The 20,367-nt window shown below is 60.9% G+C and carries 18 protein-coding genes; 12 read left to right on the top strand and 6 right to left on the bottom strand.

Annotated features, from left to right (window positions below; translation table 11 throughout):
• Together BS626_RS14245 and tolC are read right to left on the bottom strand one after the other, a co-directional pair.
• Entirely contained in the window at positions 1–669 is a 669-nt protein-coding gene (locus BS626_RS14245; protein WP_075183058.1) for a DUF1190 family protein, read from the bottom strand.
• A gap of 142 nt (positions 670–811) precedes the next feature.
• Complete coding sequence (tolC, locus tag BS626_RS14250) at positions 812–2,275, bottom strand: outer membrane channel protein TolC (protein ID WP_075183059.1); 1,464 nt, start codon at positions 2,273–2,275, stop codon at positions 812–814.
• Positions 2,276–2,482: 207 nt separating this feature from the next.
• Here tolC and nudF point away from each other — a divergent pair, with 207 nt between their 5' ends.
• The 6 genes from nudF to BS626_RS14280 are packed head-to-tail and all read left to right on the top strand — an operon-like array spanning position 2,483 to position 7,903.
• On the top strand, positions 2,483–3,118 hold the full coding sequence (gene nudF / locus BS626_RS14255) for an ADP-ribose diphosphatase (protein WP_075183060.1): 636 nt from the start codon (positions 2,483–2,485) through the stop codon (positions 3,116–3,118).
• A complete protein-coding gene (locus tag BS626_RS14260; protein ID WP_075183061.1) occupies positions 3,115–3,540 on the top strand; it encodes a DUF1249 family protein in 426 nt (141 codons plus the stop codon). The genes nudF and BS626_RS14260 overlap by 4 nt, the downstream gene beginning before the upstream one ends.
• A 44-nt stretch (positions 3,541–3,584) precedes the next feature.
• Positions 3,585–4,412, top strand: a complete 828-nt coding sequence (gene cpdA / locus BS626_RS14265) for a 3',5'-cyclic-AMP phosphodiesterase (protein ID WP_075183062.1) — start codon at positions 3,585–3,587, stop codon at positions 4,410–4,412.
• A 2-nt stretch (positions 4,413–4,414) separates the two neighbouring features.
• Entirely contained in the window at positions 4,415–4,999 is a 585-nt protein-coding gene (gene yqiA / locus BS626_RS14270) for an esterase YqiA (RefSeq protein WP_075183063.1), read from the top strand.
• Positions 5,000–5,049: 50 nt separating this feature from the next.
• Positions 5,050–6,945 (top strand): DNA topoisomerase IV subunit B, encoded by a 1,896-nt coding sequence (gene parE / locus BS626_RS14275; RefSeq protein WP_075183064.1) that lies wholly within the window; start codon positions 5,050–5,052, stop codon positions 6,943–6,945.
• A gap of 49 nt (positions 6,946–6,994) precedes the next feature.
• Entirely contained in the window at positions 6,995–7,903 is a 909-nt protein-coding gene (locus BS626_RS14280; RefSeq protein WP_075183065.1) for a LysR substrate-binding domain-containing protein, read from the top strand.
• On the opposite strand, the gene BS626_RS14285 is transcribed toward BS626_RS14280, so the two are convergent.
• Positions 7,900–8,208, bottom strand: coding sequence for a putative quinol monooxygenase (locus tag BS626_RS14285; protein ID WP_075183066.1), 309 nt, complete (start codon positions 8,206–8,208; stop codon positions 7,900–7,902). The genes BS626_RS14280 and BS626_RS14285 overlap by 4 nt on opposite strands.
• Before the next feature lie 33 nt (positions 8,209–8,241).
• Entirely contained in the window at positions 8,242–8,823 is a 582-nt protein-coding gene (locus BS626_RS14290) for an NAD(P)H-dependent oxidoreductase (RefSeq protein WP_075183067.1), read from the bottom strand.
• Between the two features lie 144 nt (positions 8,824–8,967).
• Here BS626_RS14290 and BS626_RS14295 point away from each other — a divergent pair, with 144 nt between their 5' ends.
• The 5 genes from BS626_RS14295 to BS626_RS14320 all read left to right on the top strand — a co-directional run bounded on the left by BS626_RS14295 (position 8,968) and on the right by BS626_RS14320 (position 17,637).
• A complete protein-coding gene (locus BS626_RS14295) occupies positions 8,968–9,729 on the top strand; it encodes a transporter substrate-binding domain-containing protein (protein ID WP_075183068.1) in 762 nt (253 codons plus the stop codon).
• A 124-nt stretch (positions 9,730–9,853) separates the two neighbouring features.
• Positions 9,854–12,127, top strand: coding sequence for a DNA topoisomerase IV subunit A (parC, locus tag BS626_RS14300; protein WP_075183069.1), 2,274 nt, complete (start codon positions 9,854–9,856; stop codon positions 12,125–12,127).
• Positions 12,128–12,225: 98 nt separating this feature from the next.
• Entirely contained in the window at positions 12,226–12,963 is a 738-nt protein-coding gene (locus BS626_RS14305; protein WP_075183070.1) for a 1-acylglycerol-3-phosphate O-acyltransferase, read from the top strand.
• Positions 12,964–13,039: 76 nt separating this feature from the next.
• Positions 13,040–14,461 (top strand): cell division protein FtsP, encoded by a 1,422-nt coding sequence (gene ftsP, locus BS626_RS14310; protein WP_075183071.1) that lies wholly within the window; start codon positions 13,040–13,042, stop codon positions 14,459–14,461.
• A gap of 1,043 nt (positions 14,462–15,504) precedes the next feature.
• Positions 15,505–17,637 carry a YgiQ family radical SAM protein gene (locus tag BS626_RS14320; protein WP_075183072.1) on the top strand — a complete coding sequence of 711 codons (2,133 nt, stop codon included), beginning with the start codon at positions 15,505–15,507 and terminating at the stop codon, positions 17,635–17,637.
• A gap of 38 nt (positions 17,638–17,675) precedes the next feature.
• Here the strand turns inward: BS626_RS14320 and dkgA are convergent, their stop codons facing one another.
• On the bottom strand, positions 17,676–18,503 hold the full coding sequence (gene dkgA, locus BS626_RS14325) for a 2,5-didehydrogluconate reductase DkgA (protein ID WP_075183073.1): 828 nt from the start codon (positions 18,501–18,503) through the stop codon (positions 17,676–17,678).
• 212 nt (positions 18,504–18,715) lie between these two features.
• On the opposite strand from dkgA, the gene BS626_RS14330 reads away from it, so the two are divergent.
• The gene (locus BS626_RS14330) at positions 18,716–19,618 is read left to right on the top strand and encodes an AraC family transcriptional regulator (protein WP_075183074.1); all 903 of its coding nucleotides are present in this window, start codon (positions 18,716–18,718) and stop codon (positions 19,616–19,618) included.
• On the opposite strand, the gene BS626_RS14335 is transcribed toward BS626_RS14330, so the two are convergent.
• Positions 19,615–20,271 (bottom strand): DedA family protein, encoded by a 657-nt coding sequence (locus BS626_RS14335; RefSeq protein ID WP_075183075.1) that lies wholly within the window; start codon positions 20,269–20,271, stop codon positions 19,615–19,617. The two genes, BS626_RS14330 and BS626_RS14335, sit on opposite strands and share 4 nt — an antisense overlap.
• Between the last annotated feature and the right edge of the window lie 96 nt (positions 20,272–20,367).

Here is a 20,367-nt window from a genome sequence, read left to right on the forward strand (position 1 = left end):
TTAGCCCCCCATTGAGCGGCTGGAGGTGCCGGATGCGGCGCTGCGCTGCATGCTGGCCTGCTTAGCAACCGTTTCACCAAAGCCGCCGCGGGTAACGGTGCTGGTGGTGGCCGGCTTGGGCGCCAGCGCGGTTTTTGGCACGCTCATGGTGCGGCCGCCGCCGGTAGCCGGGCCGTAGCTGCGCCCGCTGGCATCAACAAACTTGCCGTTAGCCGGACTGGCCGGATTTTTCGAACTGAACAGCGGCTGCTGCTGATAACCGCCGCCGCCCATCATCCTGCCCATCATATAGCCGGCCATCAGCGGCATCCAGAAGCTGCCGCCGCTGCTGGCTTCAGCCTGGGGAGCCGTCGTGGCCGCCTGAGCCGGCACCTGCTGACACTGGTTCTCGCCAAATTCGGCCACGCACGCTTCGCGGCTGGCGTACTTCGGCGCGGTTTTTTCCGCTTCTTTCAGGGCGCTGTTATAGGCGGTGGTGCACTGCTCGCTCTGGCCCGGATTGGCCTTGCTGCAGTCGTCGGCGTTTTGATACATCGACACGGTTTCATCGGACTGTTCGCAGCCCGCGAGGAAGAATACGCTGCTGACGGCAAAGGCCACCGGCGTTAAATGGCGAGCGCGCCAGCTCTTACGAAAGGCGGCGTGGTGGATATTTTTCGTCCGTTTCATAGCAATCATCCTGTGCCCAAAGGTAGCACACAGAATAGGCGAAACGGGGGGGGAAATGAAGCACTCCGGGCGCGACTGAACGGGATCTTTACGTTGTTATACAGAGGGGTGTGAACGGGGCAGCGGCCGCTGCCCCTGGGGATCACTGCGCAAACGGATTGCGGTTGCCGCCGCGCGGCGCGGCCGCCGGCGCTGCATGGCTTTCCATCGTGGTCAGTTTTTGATTCACGCGGGCATCCTGCTGCGGATTTTCCGGCGCCACCACGTCCGGCGCGGTGGCAATTTCTTTGCCCAGCTGGTTATTCAGCACCAGCAGATCCCTTTCGTTCAGCGTGCCAAGGGCTGACTTAATGTTCAGCTGATTAATCATGTAGCTGTAGCGCGCGTTGGAGAGCTGCTGCTTGGCGTCATACAGCGACTGGGTGGCGTTCAGTACGTCAACAATGGTGCGCGTGCCGACGCTGTAACCGGCCTCCATGGCATCCAGCGAGCTTTGCGCCGACACGACCGCCTGCTTGTAGGCATTGATGCTGCTGATTGAGGCGTTCACGTTGTTGTAGGAGGAACGGACGGTCTGCACCGCGCTGCGGTGCGCGCTTTCCAGCTTCTCACTGGCGGCGACGTAGTTGTACTGCGCCTGTTTCACCTGCGAGGTCACCGCACCGCCGCTGTACAGCGGCAGAGAGAAGCTCAGTCCCACCTGATTATTGCCGGAAATGCTGTCCGTATTGCCGTTAGTCCCGGCGCGGCTGCCGCTGTATTTGCTGTCGCTCAGGCCGGTTTGGGCTTTCAAATCAAGGGTTGGCATATGGCCGGTTTCGGCGGAGCGAATCTGCTCGCGCGCCAGGTCCTGCGATAAACGGGCGCTTAACAGATCCAGGTTGCGGCGCTCGGCCTCTTTCAGCAGGCTACTGACGGCGTCCGGTTTGCGGGTGTTAAACGCGTTGACGTTGAGCGAGGCCAGCATCGGATAGAAATGGCCGGTCACCTGACGCAGGGTTTCCACCGCGTTATCGAGGGTGTTACGCGCGTCGACTTCGCTGGCCAGCACGCTGTCATACTGGGCACGGGCGTTCTGCACGTCGGTGATCGCCACCAGACCCACATTAAAGCGCTGGGTGGTTTGATCCAGCTGGCGATAGATAGCCTGTTTTTGCGCTTCGATGTAGGACAGGCTGTCGATGGCACTTAATACGTTGAAATAGGCCGTGGCGGTATTCAGAATGAGCGTCTGCTGTGCGCTTTGAAACACGACGTCCTGGATGCCGGCGGTTTTTTCCTGCAGCGTCAGGGCGCGCCATTTGGACATATCAAACAGGGTTTGCGTCAGCTGCAGCGAGCCGCTGGTGGTATTGCTGTTAAGGCCGCTGGCGTCGCGATAGCCGTTGTTCCAGGTGTAGTCCGCACCCAGCCCCAGCTGCGGCAGCAGCGGGCTGCGGGCTTCATTGATCTTTTCAAAAGCCGCATCACGATCGGCGGCGGAGCTGCGAAGATCCGGATTGCTCAGTCTTGCCTGCTGGTAAATCTGCAGCAGGTTCTCTGCCTGGCTGGTGGCGCTGAAGCCACTCAGGCTCAGGCCAATCAAAAGTGAGAGCAGTTTCTTCATGTGCATTCCTTGTTGTGCAGCAAAATTGCGATGTACGCGCAAACTGAGGTCAAAATAATCGCCGATTCTACCAGAAAGCCCGCGCGGATTAAGTTGGCTAGACGTGCCATAGTGACTTAATTTACTACATTCATTCAACCCGCATAACATCGGGTTAAACGGGGCATAATCGATGCCGTTACCCTCAACTTTTCCGGAGCGTCCCCCATGAACAACAGCCAAAAATCCCCTGTGCGTCTGGGTAAAAACGATGTAGAAATTATTGCACGGGAAACGGTGTGGCAGGGTTTTTTTTCACTCTCGCGCTGGCGGTTTCGCCACCGTAAATTTGATGGTGAAATGAGCGGCGAGGTGGTGCGCGAGATCTTCGAGCGCGGACACGCGGCGGTGCTGCTGCCGTACGATCCGCGTAGCGACCGCGTGGTGCTGATCGAACAGATCCGCATTGCGGCGCTGGACACCAGTCCGACGCCGTGGTTACTGGAGATGGTCGCCGGGATGATCGAGGCGGGGGAGACGGTAGAAGATGTCGCCCGTCGCGAGACGCGGGAAGAAGCGGGCTTGACGGTGGGGCGAATCAAACCGATCATCAGCTATCTTTCCAGCCCCGGCGGCACCAGTGAGCGGCTGTCGGTGATGGTGGGAGAGGTGGATGCCAGCCTGGCCTCCGGCACGCACGGGCTGGAAGAGGAGCACGAGGATATCCTGGTGCACGTGGTGAGCCGCGAACAGGCTTACCGCTGGGTCGAAGAGGGGATTATCGACAATGCGGCGACGGTGATTGCACTGCAATGGCTGGCGCTGCACCATAACACGTTACGTAGCGAGTGGAACCCGGCATGATGAAGCGTTATACACCTGATTTTCCTGAAATGATGCGGCTGTGCGAAACCAACTTTGCCCAGCTGCGTCGGCTGCTACCGCGTAATGACCAGGCCGGCGAAGCGGTCAGTTATCAGGTGAACGGCGCGCGCTACCGGTTGACCATCGAAGAGACTACCCGCTATACGACGCGGGTGGAGATCCGTCAGACGGCGCCGGCGGTCAGCTACTGGAGCCTGCCGGCGATGTCGGTCCGGCTGTATCACGATGCGAGGGTTGCGGAAGTGTGTTCAACGCAGCAGATCTCACGTTTCAAAGCGCGCTATGATTACCCGAATAAAAAACTGCATCAGCGGGATGAAAAACATCAGATTAACCAATTTCTGGCCGACTGGTTGCGTTATTGTTTGTCTCACGGTGCGATGATGATGCCGGTATGTTAAGGGTATTACCGCGCCGCTCATTGCTGAAACCTTAAGGATGTTGATTGGATAGCCTGTCGATACTGCCTGTGCCGCATGGGTCTACATTCAGAATTTTACAACTGACGGATACCCATCTTTTTGCGGGGAAACACGAAACGCTGCTGGGGGTCAATACCTGGGCCAGCTTTGAGGCGGTGCTGGATACGCTGCTGGCCGGGCAACAGCCGTTCGACGCCATCGTCGCCAGCGGCGATTTGGCGCAGGACCATACGCCGGAAGCCTACCAGCACTTTATTGAGGGCATCTCGCGCCTTAACAAACCCTGCTTCTGGCTGCCCGGCAATCACGACTATCAGCCGACCATGGTACCGATGCTCGCCGCCGGCGGCGTGCGTGAGGAAAAACACCTGCTGATTGGCGAGCAGTGGCAGATGCTGCTGCTCGACAGCCAGGTGCCCGGCGTGCCCCACGGCCTGCTTAGCGACTACCAGCTCGAATGGCTGGATAATGCGCTGGCTCGCTATCCGCAGCGCCACGCGCTGATCTTTTTACACCACCACCCGCGTCCCTCCGGTTGTACCTGGCTGGATCAGCACAGCCTGCGCAATTCGCATATGCTGGAGGCGGTGCTGCAAAAACATCCGCTGGCGCAAACCCTGGTCTGTGGCCATATCCATCAGGATTTAGACATGCTTTGGCACGGCCGCCGGCTGCTGGCGACGCCATCGACCTGCGTGCAGTTCAAACCCCACTGCACCAACTTTACCATCGATACCGTCGCGCCGGGCTGGCGCTGGCTGACGCTGGGACCGCAGGGCGAGCTACAAACTTCGGTGGCGCGGCTTGATGGCGATCGCTTTACGCCGGACATGGACGCCGAGGGCTACTGAGTATGGCAACGCTGCTCTACCTGCACGGTTTCAACAGTTCGCCGCGTTCGGCGAAGGCCAGCGCCTTCGGTGCCTGGCTGGCGAGCCACCACCCGGAGATTCGCTTTCTGGTGCCGCAGCTGCCGGCGTTGCCGGCCGACGCGGCCGAACTGCTGGAGGGGCTGGTGCTGGAGCACAGCGGTGAACCGCTCTCCATCGTCGGTTCATCGCTGGGCGGTTACTACGCCACCTGGCTGTCGCAGTGCTTCACCCTGCCGGCCGTGGTGGTCAATCCGGCGGTGCGCCCGTTTGAGCTGCTGCTCGACTTCCTCGGCGACAACCAGAACCCATACACCGGGCAACATTATGTGTTAGAGTCTCGCCATATTGACGAGTTAAAGGTGATGCAGGTTGACCCGCTGGAGTCGCCGGATTTGATCTGGCTGCTGCAACAGACCGGGGATGAGGTTCTCGACTATCGCCAGGCGCTGGATTACTACAGCAGCTGTCGGCAAACGGTAGAAGAGGGCGGCAACCACGCCTTTACCGGCTTCGAACGCTACTTTCCGCAGATTCTCGACTTTACCGGGCTCCACACGCCCGACTGAAGTGCCGCAGGAAGTGGCCCACAGTTTCAGCGAACAATCAGACTACGACGATGACGCAATCCAGCTACAACGCCGATGCCATTGAGGTACTCAGCGGCCTTGAACCTGTACGCCGCCGTCCCGGCATGTACACCGATACCACCCGCCCCAACCACCTCGGGCAGGAAGTCATTGATAACAGCATCGATGAAGCGCTGGCCGGCCACGCGTCGCGCGTGGAGGTGATACTGCACGCGGATCAGTCTCTGGAAGTGATTGATGACGGTCGCGGTATGCCGGTCGATATCCACCCGGAAGAAGGGGTGCCGGCGGTCGAACTGATCCTCTGCCGTCTGCACGCCGGCGGCAAGTTCTCCAATAAAAATTACCAGTTCTCCGGCGGCCTGCACGGCGTGGGGATCTCGGTGGTTAATGCCCTGTCGACGCGGGTGGAAGTGACCGTGCGCCGCAACGGCGAAGTTTACGATATGGCGTTTGAAAACGGCGCAAAGGTGCAGGATCTGACGGTTAGCGGCACGGTCGGCAAGCGCAATACCGGCACCCGGGTACACTTCTGGCCGGACGCCAGCTTCTTTGACAGCCCGCGCTTTTCGGTCTCGCGGCTCACCCATTTGCTGAAAGCCAAGGCGGTACTCTGCCCCGGCGTCGAGATCCTGTTCAAAGACAAGGTCAACAACAGCGAGCAGCGCTGGTGTTATCAGGACGGATTAACCGATTACCTCTGTGAGGCGGTTAATGGCCTGCCCACCCTGCCGGAAAAGCCTTTTGTGGGCGCCTGGGCCGGCGAGGTAGAGGCGGTAGACTGGGCGCTACTCTGGCTGCCCGAAGGCGGCGAGCTGCTGACGGAAAGCTACGTTAACCTGATTCCGACCATGCAGGGCGGCACCCACGTTAATGGCCTGCGCCAGGGGCTGCTGGATGCGATGCGCGATTTTTGCGAATACCGCAACATTCTGCCGCGCGGCGTGAAGCTCTCCGCGGAGGATATCTGGGATCGCTGTGCCTACGTCCTGTCGGTTAAGATGCAGGACCCGCAGTTTGCCGGGCAGACCAAAGAGCGTCTCTCCTCGCGTCAGTGCGCGGCCTTCGTGTCCGGCGTGGTGAAAGACGCGTTCAGCCTGTGGCTGAATCAACACGTACAGGAAGCCGAACAGCTGGCCGAACTGGCGATTGCCAGCGCCCAGCGCCGCCTGCGAGCGGCGAAGAAAGTGGTGCGCAAAAAGCTCACCTCCGGACCGGCGCTGCCCGGCAAGCTGGCCGACTGTACCGCGCAAGATTTGAATCTGACCGAGCTGTTCCTCGTCGAGGGGGACTCGGCGGGCGGATCGGCCAAGCAGGCGCGCGATCGGGAATATCAGGCGATCATGCCGCTGAAGGGGAAGATCCTCAACACCTGGGAAGTCTCCTCGGATGAGGTACTCGCTTCGCAGGAAGTGCATGATATTTCGGTAGCGATCGGCATCGATCCGGACAGTGAGGACATCAGCCAGCTGCGCTACGGCAAGATCTGTATTCTCGCCGACGCCGACTCCGATGGCCTGCACATCGCCACCCTGCTGTGCGCGCTGTTTGTCCGTCACTTCCGCCGGCTGGTGCAGAATGGCCACGTCTACGTCGCGATGCCACCGCTGTACCGCATCGATTTGGGCAAAGAGGTGTACTACGCGCTGGACGAAGAGGAAAAAGCGGGCGTGCTGGAGCAGCTAAAGCGCAAGCGCGGCAAGCCTAACGTGCAGCGCTTTAAAGGGCTGGGCGAGATGAACCCCATTCAGCTGCGCGAAACCACGCTGGATCCCAATACCCGCCGTCTGGTGCAGCTAACCCTCGACGATGACAACGAACAGCAGACGCTGGCGATCATGGACATGCTGCTGGCGAAGAAGCGTTCCGAAGATCGGCGCAACTGGCTGCAGGAGAAGGGCGATATGGCGGATCTCGAGGTATGAGTCACCGGCGGGCGGTGGCGGCCGCCCGCCGCGAGGCGGAGCGGGGGGAATGAAAATGACCCTTGAGGAGCTGAAAGCGTGGGTGGTGGTGGTCGATACCGGATCGATTACCGCTGCCGCCGAGCAGCTCCACCAGACCACATCGGGCATCAGCCGTGCGCTCAGCCGGCTGGAGAGCAAGCTGGACACCACCCTGCTGCACCGCACGACCCGACGGCTGGCGCTCACCGACGAGGGGGAGGTATTTCTGGAGCACGCCCGGCGTATTCTGGCTTCGGTCGAGCAGGCCGAGGAGCACATCGCCCACCGCCGCGAAACCCCGCGCGGGCGCCTGCGGATCAACGCCGCGACCCCGTTTATGCTGCACGTGATTGTTCCGCTGGTTGGTGCGTTTCGCCGTCGCTATCCGCTGATTCAGCTGGAACTCAACACCGATGACCTGGTGATCGACCTGCTGGAGCAGCAAACCGACGTCGCGATCCGCATGGGCGACCTGCCGGATTCCAGCATTCGCGCCCGCCAGCTTGGCAAAAGCCGGCTGCGGCTGCTGGCCAGCCCGGACTATCTGGCGGCGCACGGCAGGCCGGAGAGTGCGGCGGCGCTGGCGCAGCACACCCTGCTGGGCTTTTCCCACCTGGACCGGCACAACCTCTGGCCGATCGGACAGCAGGACGGTAGCCTGCTGCAGATCGTACCGGCGCTGAGCGCCTCCAGCGGCGAAACGCTGCGTCAGCTGGCAATTGGCGGGCAGGGCATCGTGCGCCTGTCCGATTTTCTCACTCACGACGATGTCCGCGCCGGTCGGCTGGTCCCGATCCTCACCGATGAGACCCGCGCGCTGTTTCAGCCGATTCATGCGGTCTACTACCGAAACAGCACGCTGTCGGCGCGCATCACCTGTTTTCTCGACTTCCTGAGCGAGCAGCTGGCGGACAAGCCCTGGCTGGAGCCGCGCTAACCGGCGGCTTCCAGTACGAAAATCTTCACGTCGGCGATGTCGTCTTTGATGGCCGCGCGGTGCGCCTCCATGTGCGGCGCCTGCTGATGCTGCTCCAGATCGCGCAGCGAGGCCCAGTGCTCGAGCATAAAAATCGAGTCGGGAGAGTGCTGTTTCCACGGCACCTGCGCTTTGATATCCAGCAGCCTCTGGTATTTGCCGCAGCCGGCCTCTGCCAGCACCGTTGGGGTCAGGGCGGCGATCGCCGCCTCAACGTGGCGGCGGCGGCCCGGTTTTACGCAGATTTCAGCAATCACGGTCAGCATGATGTTCTCTTTCCTGGCGGATGGACTTTAAGCTTAGGCAAAAATCGCCTGCAGATGATCGCGATAGCGGGCAATGTCGCGCGGCACGTCCGGCTGCTTAATCACATCGTTGCAAATAAAGGTCGGCAGCGGCTGCATTCCGAGGAACTGATTAGCCTTGTGGAAGTGCAGGTAGAGGCCATCGACGCCAACGCCGTCAAAAAACTGATCGGCATCGGTAAAAGCCTCCAGCGGCGCATTCCAGGTCAGCGACAGCAGGTAACGTTTGCCCTGCAGCAGTCCGCCGGAGCCATATTTTTTGCTGGCGTCGGCGCGGCTGCGCCCGTCGCTGGCGTACAGCACGCCGTGGCCCTCGGTAAACACTTCATCCATGTACTTTTTCAGCGTCCACGGCGCGCCCATCCACCAGCCCGGCATCTGATAAATCACCACGTCGCTGGCGAGATATTTCTGCACCTCATCGGCCACGACGTAGCCGTCATCCACCACGGTCACCGATACCTGGTGGCCAAGATCGCGCAGCTGACCGGCGGCGACATCGGTCAGGGTGTGGTTCAACTCGCCTTTCGAATGGGCAAAGGTTTTTCCGGCATCAAGAATAAGAATCTGGCTCATGGGATCTCCCGTTAATCAATCGGCGGTGAGCTTACGCGGGCGCGGGCGGCAGATAAATGTGCACTTTGTCACAATACTTTTGCTTAACGAGCAATAATCCGGCAAACACCGCTACAGTAGCGCGATAAAAACGCGGAGAGAACGATGAATAAATGCCTTTTTGTGATCCTGGCCCTGCTGTCGACAGGGGCACAGGCGGCCTCGCATCTGGACAGCGTACTGGCCAGCAAAACCCTTAAGGTCTGCGCCACGGGCGACTATAAGCCCTACACCTACCTGCGTCCCGACGGCCGCTGGGAAGGCATTGATGCGGAAATGATGACCCGGCTCGCCGCGACGCTGGGGGCCGAGGTGCGCTGGGTTCAGACCAGCTGGAAAACCCTGATGGCCGACTTCGAGGCCCGGCAGTGTGATATTGCCGTCGGCGGCATTTCCGTCACGCTGCCGCGTCAGCAGCGCGCCTGGTTTGCCACTCCGCTGGACACTGATGGCAAAATCCCGCTGGTACGCTGCGAGGAGAGCGCGAAATACCGGACGGTAGAACAGCTTAATCGCCCTGAGGTGCGGCTGATTGAGCCGGCGGGCGGCACCAATGAGGCGTTTGTCCGCCAGCATCTGCCGCGGGCGCACCTGACGCTGTTTCACGATAACGTCACCATCTTTCAGGTGCTGGCAGACGGCCGCGCCGACGTGATGATAACCGATGCCTCCGAAGCGCAGTATCAGGCCAAACGCTTCCCGTCGCTGTGCGCGCTGGCTCCGCAGCGGCCGTTGCAGTACGGTGAAAAGGCATACATGCTGCCGCGTGATGATGCCAGCTGGAAAGCGTACCTCGATCAGTGGATCCACCTCAGCAAGGCGACCGGTGAGTATCCGCAGGTGGTAGGCCACTGGCTGGCGCGCTAGACGAGGCGCACGGCGCGGCATTCCCCGAGCGTCATTCTGGCGAATTGGCGGGTAAAAAGGTACTATCCACGCCAACTATGCCGCAGTGCGGTTGATGACAATCGCGACGCAGAAAGGATAAGCCATGAGTGATCTGACGCAGGACGGCGCAGAGCGTCTTGCCCTGCACAAATTTACCGAAAAGGCGTACCTGGACTACTCCATGTACGTCATTATGGATCGCGCGCTGCCGGCCATTGGCGATGGTCTGAAACCGGTCCAGCGCCGCATCGTTTATGCCATGTCCGAGCTGGGCCTGAATGCCAGCGCAAAATTCAAAAAATCCGCCCGTACGGTGGGTGACGTGCTGGGTAAATACCATCCGCACGGCGACAGCGCCTGCTACGAAGCGATGGTGCTGATGGCGCAGCCGTTCTCGTATCGCTATCCGCTGGTGGATGGCCAGGGGAACTGGGGGGCGCCGGACGATCCGAAGTCGTTTGCCGCCATGCGCTACACCGAATCGCGCCTGTCGAAGTACGCCGAGGTGCTGCTGGCCGAGCTGGGGCAGGGCACGGTGGACTTTGTGCCGAACTTTGACGGCACCCTGGATGAGCCGAAGATGCTGCCGGCGCGGCTGCCAAACATTTTGCTTAACGGCACCACCGGTATCGCGGTTGGGATGGCCACCGATATCCCACCGCACAACCTGCGCGAGGTGACCCGCGCGGTCGTTGAGCTAATCGATAATCCGAAAGCCACGCTGGACGCGCTGCTGGAGATCGTGCAGGGGCCGGACTACCCAACCGAAGCGGAAATCATCACGCCGCGTGACGATATCCGTAAAATTTACCAGACCGGCCGCGGCTCGGTGCGCCAGCGTGCGGTGTGGACGCAGGAAGAGGGCGATGTGGTGATCACCGCGCTACCGCACCAGGTTTCCGGCGCCCGGGTGCTGGAGCAGATCGCCAGCCAGATGCGCAATAAAAAATTGCCGATGGTGGAGGATCTGCGCGACGAGTCGGATCACGAAAACCCGACCCGGCTGGTTATCGTGCCGCGCTCCAACCGCGTGGATATGAATCAGGTGATGAACCACCTGTTCGCCACCACCGATCTGGAAAAGAGCTATCGCATCAACCTCAACATGATCGGCCTGGATAACCGCCCGGCGGTAAAAAATCTGCTGGAAATCCTCTCCGAGTGGCTGGTGTTTCGGCGCGAAACGGTGCGCCGCCGCCTGAATTTCCGCCTTGAGAAGGTACTGAAGCGGCTGCACATTCTCGAAGGCCTGCTGGTCGCGTTCCTCAATATTGATGAGGTGATTGAGATAATCCGCAGCGAGGATGAACCGAAGCCGATGCTGATGTCGCGGTTCGGTATCAGCGAAACGCAGGCCGAAGCGATTCTGGAGCTGAAGCTGCGCCATCTCGCCAAACTGGAAGAGATGAAAATTCGCGGTGAGCAAAGCGAGCTGGAAAGCGAGCGCGATCGGTTACAGGGGCTGCTGGCCTCCGAGCGTAAAATGAATACCCTGCTGAAAAAAGAGCTGCAGGCCGACGCTGAGGCCTACGGTGACGCGCGGCGCTCACCGCTGCGCGAGCGTGATGAAGCCAAAGCGATCAGCGAAACCGATCTGGTGCCCTCCGAGCCGGTGACCATTGTGCTGTCGCAAATGGGCTGGGTGCGCAGCGCCAAGGGGCACGATATTGACCCCAGCGGACTAAGCTACAAAGCGGGCGACAGTTTCCTTGCCGCCGCGCGCGGGAAGAGTAATCAGCCGGTGGTGTTCCTCGACAGCAGCGGGCGGAGCTATGCCATCGATCCGGTTTCGCTGCCGTCGGCGCGCGGCCAGGGCGAACCGGTCACCGGTAAAGTCACGCTGCCCGCCGGCGCCACCGTGCAGCACCTGCTGATGGAGAATGATGACCAGAAGCTGCTGATGGCCTCCGACGCCGGCTATGGGTTTGTCTGCACCTTCAGCGACCTGGTGGCGCGCAATCGCGCCGGCAAGGCGCTGCTGACGCTCCCGGCACAGGCCCAGGTGATGCCCCCGCTGGCGGTACAGCACGCGGACGATCTGCTGCTGGCGATTACCGCCGCCGGTCGGATGCTGGTATTCCCGGTAGGGGATCTGCCCCAGCTGGCCAAAGGCAAAGGCAACAAGATTATCTCTATCCCGTCGGTGCAGGCGGCCAGCGGAGAAGATAAACTGGCGTGGCTGCTGCTGCTCTCGCCGCAGAGCCGCATCACCCTGCACGTCGGCAAGCGCAAACTGCAGATGCGTCCGGAAGAGCTGCAAAAATTCCGCGCTGAACGCGGGCGCCGCGGTACGCTGCTGCCGCGCGGCCTGCAGCGGATCGATCGCGTCGATGTCGAGACGCCTGAACGCCCGGCGGTAAGCGACAGCGACGCCTGAATGGCCGGGCGGTGAGTCCGCCGCGGCTGACCGCCCGCACTGCGTCCGGCGCGCATCGACGCGTCATCGCTGGCGGGTCAGAATTTAATGAGGTAGTAATGCTGGCAATTTTTCGCGTTATTTATGTGGTTATCTATTCCATTCTGGTGTGCGTATTGGGCAGCATCTGGTGCCTGTTTTCGCCGCGTAATCCCCGGCACGTGGCGCTGTTTGGCCGACTGTTTGGCCGCCTGCACCGCGTGTTTGGCCTGCAAGTTGAGATTCGCCGCCCGGCGGATGCGGCGCAGTATGGCAACGCCATCTATATTGCCAATCACCAGAATAACTACGACATGATCACCGCGGCAAACGTCGTACAGCCGAATACGGTGACCATCGGTAAGAAAAGCCTGCTGTGGATCCCGTTCTTTGGCCAGCTCTACTGGCTCACCGGCAATCTGCTGATCGATCGCGATAATCGCGCCAAAGCCCACGGCACCATCGGCGAAGTGATTGCGCAATTTAACAAAAAACAGATTTCGTTCTGGATGTTTCCGGAAGGTACGCGCAGCCGCGGCCGCGGTCTGCTACCGTTTAAAACGGGCGCGTTTCACGCCGCGGTAGCCGCCAACGTACCGATTATTCCGGTGGTGGTCTCTAACACCCACAATAAAATCAAGCTCAACCGTTGGGACAACGGGCTGGTGATTGTGGAGATGCTGCCGCCGGTCGACGTCTCGGCGTTTGAAAAAGAGTCGGTGCGCAAGCTGGCCACGCACTGTCGCGCGCTGATGCAGGCCCGACTGGAGGCGTTAAACGCCGAAGTGGCCGAGCGCGAAGCGCGCACCGGACGCTAACTGTCCGTCCTGCGGGCGCATTACTAAAAAGGACCTGCGCGGCTGACCCCAGCGCAGACACGGGTACGGAGAGTCTATGTCCTTCAGTCGACGTCATTTTCTTCAGCTTTCCGGCGCGGCGATCTGCGCGTCGTCGCTGCCGCGCCGCGCGGCGGCGGCCGAAGGTGAAATTGCGCTGCCGGTTCCGCCGCTGCTGGAGTCCCGCCGCGGTCAGCCCCTGTTTCTCACGCTGCAACGCTGCCACTGGGCCTTCAGTGGCGGTGGCAAAGCGCCGGCGTGGGGGATCAACGGCCTCTACCTCGGCCCAACGGTGCGCGTCTGGAGCGGCGATGACGTCAAGCTGATTTACAGCAATCGCCTTAGCGAACCGGTAGCGATGACCATCAGCGGGCTGCAGGTGCCGGGCGCACTGATGGGCGGGGCGCCGCGGATGATGTCGCCGGGCGTCGACTGGTCGCCGGTGATGCCGATCCGCCAGCCGGCCGCCACCTGCTGGTATCATGCCAATACCCCTAACCGGATGGCGCCGCACGTCTACAATGGCCTGGCGGGCATGTGGCTGGTGGAAGACGCGGTCAGCAAAAATCTGCCGATTCCCAGCCACTACGGCGTTGACGATTTTCCAATCATTCTGCAGGACAAGCGGCTGGACAGTTTTGGCGCCCCGGTCTATCAGGCCCCCTCCAACGGCGGCTTCACCGGCGATACGCTGCTGGTAAACGGTGTACAGAGCCCGTTTGTTGAAGTCTCACGCGGCTGGGTGCGACTGCGGCTGCTTAACGCCTCCAACGCCCGGCGTTTTCTGCTGAGCATGAGCGATGGGCGCTCGTTTAACGTGATTGCCAGCGATCAGGGCTTCCTGCCTGCGCCGGTGGCGGTAAAGCAGCTGGCGCTGGCCCCGGGAGAGCGGCGGGAAATTCTGGTGGACATGACCGAGGGAAATGAAGTCAGCATCACCGCCGGCGAAGGGGCCAGCGTGATGGATCGGCTGCGCGGGCTGTTTGAGCCCTCCAGCATCCTGATAAACCCCACCGTACTGACCCTGCGGCCGACCGGGCTGCTGCCGCTGGTTACTGATAATCTGCCGATGCGGCTGCTCTCCGATCAAATTCTGGATGGCGCGGTCAGCCGCACCCGCGAATTCCGGCTTGGCGACAGCCTGCCGGGGATCAATGGGGCACTCTGGGACATGACCCGCATCGATGTGCAAAGCCAGCAGGGCAGCTTTGAGCGCTGGGTGTTCCACAGCGATACACCGCAGGCGATGCATCTGCAGGGTGTCATGTTCCTGGTCAAAAGCGTCAACGGCGCGCCGCCGGCGCCGGAGGATCGCGGCTGGAAAGACACCGTCTGGGTCGACGGCGAGGTCGAACTGCTGGTCTCCTTCACGCAGCCCTCCTCGGAGCATTTTCCTTTCGTCTACTACAGCCAGATGCTGGAGATGGCCGATCGCGGTACTGCCGGACAGCTGCTGGTCCAGCCGGCCCTGAGCGGCTAGCGGGCCGATGCGCAGCGTCGCTGCCCGCCTTTTTGGAGCCGTGACGCGCGTTGAGCACATCTGACGCGATGGTGATTAAGCCGAACACGTGCTACGTTGCCGGCTTTAGCTGTGCATTATCCAGCGGTGCGGAACGTCACGTGGCAAAGCCGGGGTTTCCCCTCACGCAGGCGGTGGTGAATAAATAAGATCCCGGGCAAACGTGCCCGTCAGCCGGACCTGTTTTCAGGCAACACGCACGCTTTCAGGCACGCCTGCCTGCATCATTGTGTTCAACGCCCCCCGGGTCAACGTTTCCGTAACCTGACTGAGTGTCATCTCGCGGCGTCAATGAGCCGCCGGGCAGCGGTTTAAGCTGACGGCCTGCGCGCACGTCCACCGGACATTGTTCCCCGCAGACGCGGATTAGCCGCTGCGTTCTGCGGGCTCTCCGGGCCGGTAGCCCGCTCTCCTCCGGGGAGAAAGGAGGGCGCTGATGCTCTTATGGCGTAGCGCACCGCGGCGGCGTCGGGTGCCATCAGCCCGGCTCGCTGCGGCGGGTCTGACTTTTCTGTGCATCTGGCGGATACGCGCCGGGCAGGCCGCTGAGTCCGCCATCGAGTTCAGTGCCGGGCCCGCCTGATAATTTTGTACGTTCTGCCGCCAACGGCCTGACGCTGCTTTCGCCCGATGCGGCGGCGCGCCTTACCCTGCGTGTTAACTTCTCTCCCTTCACCGAAGATCGTCAGTCCGGTGAAATCGATTGGCGCAATTTCCCCCCGTGCGGGGGCGTGAAAACTGACGATGCCCATCTGCTGGCGCTGCTGTTATCCTCGCAGCGCAGCGGAGCACCCATCAGGGCAAAAAGGGCGTCAATACCGCCCGGGGGCCAGCAGGGTCAGTCGGAACCGGCGGATCATCATCGGAAGAGGCGTGATGGCCAGACAGGACCGGCGATGAAGGCGTTTTCGCGATGAGGGGAGGAGGGGGCAGCGGTGAATTTCCGTAGTGCAATGGCGCAATACCCCCTATAATGCCGCTCCTTTTTTCGCCGGAACATCACTATGAGCAGCACCAGCCTGATCCAACCGGATCGTGAACTCTTTTCCTGGCCGCCATACTGGGCCGCCTGCTATGGCCCCGCGCCCTTTTTACCCATGACGCGAGAGGAAATGGATACCCTCGGCTGGGACAGCTGCGACATCATTATCGTCAGCGGCGATGCTTACGTGGACCACCCGAGTTTTGGTATGGCGATCATTGGCCGGATGCTGGAAGCGCAGGGCTTCCGCGTCGGAATCATTGCCCAGCCGGACTGGAGCAGTAAGGCTGACTTTATGCGCCTCGGCAAGCCGAACCTGTTTTTCGGCATCACCGCCGGTAACATGGATTCGATGATTAATCGCTACACTGCCGACCGTAAACGCCGGCATGATGATGCCTATACGCCGGACAACGCCCCGGACAAGCGCCCGGATCGCGCCACGCTGGTCTATACCCAGCGCTGTAAAGAGGCCTGGCGCGATGTGCCGGTGATCATTGGCGGCATTGAGGCCAGCCTGCGTCGCACCGCGCACTACGACTACTGGTCGGATACCGTTCGCCGTTCCATTCTGGTGGACAGCAAAGCCGATCTGCTGGTGTTCGGCAACGGTGAGCGTCCGCTGGTTGAGGTGGCCCACCGGCTGGCGGCCGGCGAACCGATTGGCAGCATTACCGATGTGCGTAACACGGCGATGATGCTGAAAACCGCGCGTCCCGGCTGGCAGGGCGTGGATTCTACCCGACTGGATAAGCCGGGCCGCATCGATCCGATCCCCAACCCCTACGGCGAGGATTTACCCTGCGCCACCAGCGCACCGGCGCCTGCTGACGACGCGGCGAAGCCGATTGTGGTTCAGATGCCAAAGCCGAAACCCTGGGAAAAAACCTACGTGCTGCTGCCGTCGTATGAGAAGGTGAAGAACGACAAAATCCTGTACGCCCACGCCTCGCGCATCGTTCACCACGAAACTAACCCGGGCTGCGCCCGCGCGCTGATGCAGAAACACGGCGATCGCTATCTGTGGCTCAACCCACCGGCGATCCCGCTGACCACTCCGGAGATGGACAGCGTCTATGCGCTGCCGTTTGCCCGCGTGCCGCACCCCAGCTACGGCAGCAGCAAAATTCCGGCTTACGACATGATCCGCTTCTCGGTGAATATCATGCGCGGCTGCTTCGGCGGCTGCAGCTTCTGTTCGATAACCGAACACGAAGGGCGGATCATCCAGAGCCGCTCGCAAGAGTCGATCGTGGCGGAAATCGAAGAGATCCGCGACAAAGTGCCGGGCTTTACCGGGGTGATCTCGGACATCGGTGGGCCGACCGCCAACATGTATATGCTGCGCTGTAAAACCCCGCGCGCCGAGCAGACCTGCCGGCGGGCCTCCTGCGTCTGGCCGGCTATCTGTCCGCATCTGGATACCAATCATCAGCCAACCATCGATCTCTATCGCCGTACCCGCAGTATCAAGGGGATCAAAAAGATCCTGATCGCCTCCGGGGTGCGCTACGATTTGGCGGTGGAGGATCCGCGCTATATCAAGGAGCTGGCCAGTCACCACGTGGGCGGCTACCTGAAGATAGCGCCGGAGCACACCGAAGAAGGCCCGCTGTCGAAGATGATGAAGCCGGGGATGGGCAGCTATCACCGCTTTAAAACGCTGTTTGACCACTATTCGAAAGAGGCCGGGAAAGAGCAATACCTGATCCCCTATTTTATCGCCTCGCACCCCGGTACAACCGATGAGGATATGCTGAACCTGGCGCTGTGGCTGAAAGAGAACCGTTTCCGCCTCGACCAGGTACAGAACTTCTATCCTTCGCCGATGGCCAATGCCACCACCATGTACCACAGCGGTAAGAACCCGCTCAATCGGGTGAACTATAAAACGGAAGAGGTGACGATCCCGAAGGGTGAACGTCAGCGCCGCCTGCATAAGGCGCTGCTGCGTTATCACGATCCCAAAAACTGGCCGCTGATCCGCGAAGCGCTGGTGGCAATGGGCAAAAAGCACCTGATTGGCAACGCGAAAGGCTGTTTGATTCCGCCGGCCAGCGCCGATGAGGCGCGGCAGACATCACGCGCGCCGCGCGGCGTGCAGCCGGCGCTTACCCGGCATATTCCGGTGAAGAGTCAGCAGCGCAAGCGTTAAGCGGAAAAGGGGGACGGGCCGCAGCCCGTCCGGTGAGATTAGCCGTTAAAGGTTTTTGGATCCGGACCCAGCCGGTGCCCCTTATCCAGTGTGGCTATTTCGCTGAGTTCCGGCTTCTCAAGGCGGAAGTCAAATACCGCGAAATTCTCTTCAATGCGCGACGGGGTGACCGATTTCGGGATCACCACCAGTCCGCTGTCCAGGTGCCAGCGAATGACAATCTGCGCCGGCGTCTTATCATACTTTTTCGCCAGGTGACGAATGATTGGCTGATCGAAAACGCCTTCGCCGCCCTGCGCCAGCGGGCTCCAGGATTCGGTTTGAATATGATGCATTGCATTCCAGGCGTGCAGCTCGCGCTGCTGGAGCATCGGGTGCAGCTCAATCTGGTTAATTACCGGCGTCACGCCGGTCTCGTCAATCAGGTGCTTCAGGTGATCGTTGTTAAAGTTACAGACGCCGATGCTTTTCACCCGCCCCTGCTGCTGCAGGGCAATCATCTGCTTCCATGACTCAACATAGTTGCCCTTCTCCGGACACGGCCAGTGCATCAGGTAGAGATCTACCGTCTCCAGCTGCAGCTTGTTCAGGCTGGTTTCCAGCGCTTTTTCCGCCTGCAGCTGATCGTCGTTCCACAGCTTGGTGGTGATAAAAATCTCGTCGCGCGGTACCGCGGTTTCCTGCAGGGCGGCACCGATGGCCGCTTCGTTTTTATAAATCGCGGCGGTATCAATGTGGCGATAGCCTACCTCGAGCGCTTTCAGCGCCGCGTTGCGGGCGTCATCATCGCTGGCCTGCCATACGCCCAACCCAAGCTGCGGCATGCTGTTGCCGTCGCGGAGTTTAATATAGGGTTGATCTGCCATAGGGCCTCCTGGTAGTGAGTGATGGGGGTCGATGCCTCGACTCAGAGCACTAAGTCTAGACGATCGCGCACGGGTTGAGGGAAATCGTCGGCGCGCAGGGCACGCCGTGCCTACTTGCCTGTTTCGCGCCTTTTCTTGCCTAATCCGCTTCCGGACTGGAGAAATTCCCGCGACCAGGTCAGGATGGAACAACACACTCAGGGAGATCAGCAATGGATCGGGACGCCATTTGTCGCCGTCTGGCGCAGCAAACGTTAACCATCATGCGCGGCGATACGAGCGCGCTGGCGGCGGTGCCGGACCTGCGCCTGCTGTATGCCAGTCAGCCGAGTGGACGCACGCCGGTGATGTATCAGCCGGGAATCGTGATTCTGTTTCAGGGGCACAAAACGGGCTATCTGAGCAACCGCGTATTTCACTACAACGCACACGCCTACCTGATGCTCACCGTGCCGCTGCCGTTTGAATGCGAAACCTTTGCCAGTCCGCAGGAGCCGCTGGTAGGCCTGTCGCTGCGGGTAGATGCGCTCAGGCTGCAGGAGCTGCTGATGGCGATGGATGCGGATGGCGATTTACCGGCGCCACCCGACAATCACGGCATTCACGCCGCGCTGCTGACGGAATCGATCCTGTGCGCCGCAGAACGGCTGCTGGATGTGCTGGCCACGCCGCGCGACGCGCGGGTGCTCGGGCCGCAGATTGTCCGCGAGATCCTCTATTACGTGCTGACCGGACCCTGCGGCGGTGCGCTGCTGGCGCTGGCCAACCGCCAGACCCAGGTCAGCCAGATCGCGCGCGCGCTGCGGCGCATTGAGCAGCATTTTGCTGAGCACCTGAGCGTGGAGCGGCTGGCGGCGGAGGTGAATATGAGCGTCTCTGCGTTTCATCACAACTTCAAAGCGGTGACCAGCACCTCGCCGCTGCAGTACCTGAAAAGCTATCGGCTGCATCAGGCGCGCGGGCTGCTGGCTCAGGAGGGGATCCGCGCCAGCACTGCCGCGATGCGGGTGGGCTACGAAAGCGCCTCGCAGTTCTCACGCGAATTTAAGCGTTATTTTGGCATCACGCCGGGGGAGGAGATCGCCCGGCTGCGGCAAACTTCCCCCGTGGCTTAAGCTTTTTTGCGCCGCCTCAGTACCACGACAATGCTGCCGGCGAGACCGACGAACAGCAGCACCAGCGGCAGCAGGATCAGGATTGCCATCACCTGATCTTCGTGGCGCTTAATAAAGGGGATTTGGCTGATACCGTAGCCAAAGGTGACCACGATGCCAACCCACAGCAGGCCACTCAGCCAGTTAAACAGTTGAAAGCGGCCATTGTTCAGGCCGGCGATCCCGGCCATTGTGGGCAGCAGGGTGCGCACAAAGGCCAGAAAGCGGCCAATCAGCAGCGCCATCAGGCCGTGGCGGTGGAACAGCGACCAGGCGCGCTGGTGGTACTGAGCCGGCAAATGCAGCAGCCAGCCCTTCACCAGGCGGGTATTGCCCAGCCAGCGCCCCTGCAGGTAGCTTAGCCAGCAGCCGAGGCTGGCGGCAGCGGTGAGGATCAGCAGCGTGGGAACAAACCCCATCACGCCTTTGGCTATCATCGCACCGGCCAGCAACAGCAGGCTGTCACCCGGCAAAAAGGAGGCCGGCAGCAGACCGTTTTCCAAAAACAGCGTCGTGAACATGATGGCATAAACAATCCATACAATGTCCGGATTGGCCAGCGCGGCAAAATCCTGATGCCACAGCGCCTGAACAATCTCATGCAACACACCCATGTGCAGTCCCGTCAGTAAAAAGTAACAGAGTGTAGCCTGTCTGGTCCGGCGTCGCGGTCAATGCGCGGGCAGTCGCCCGTTTCGTTGACGCCGGGT

Origin of the sequence: Pantoea sp. 1.19 (genome assembly GCF_001922585.1) — a bacterium.
Taxonomy (GTDB): Bacteria; Pseudomonadota; Gammaproteobacteria; order Enterobacterales; family Enterobacteriaceae; genus 1-19.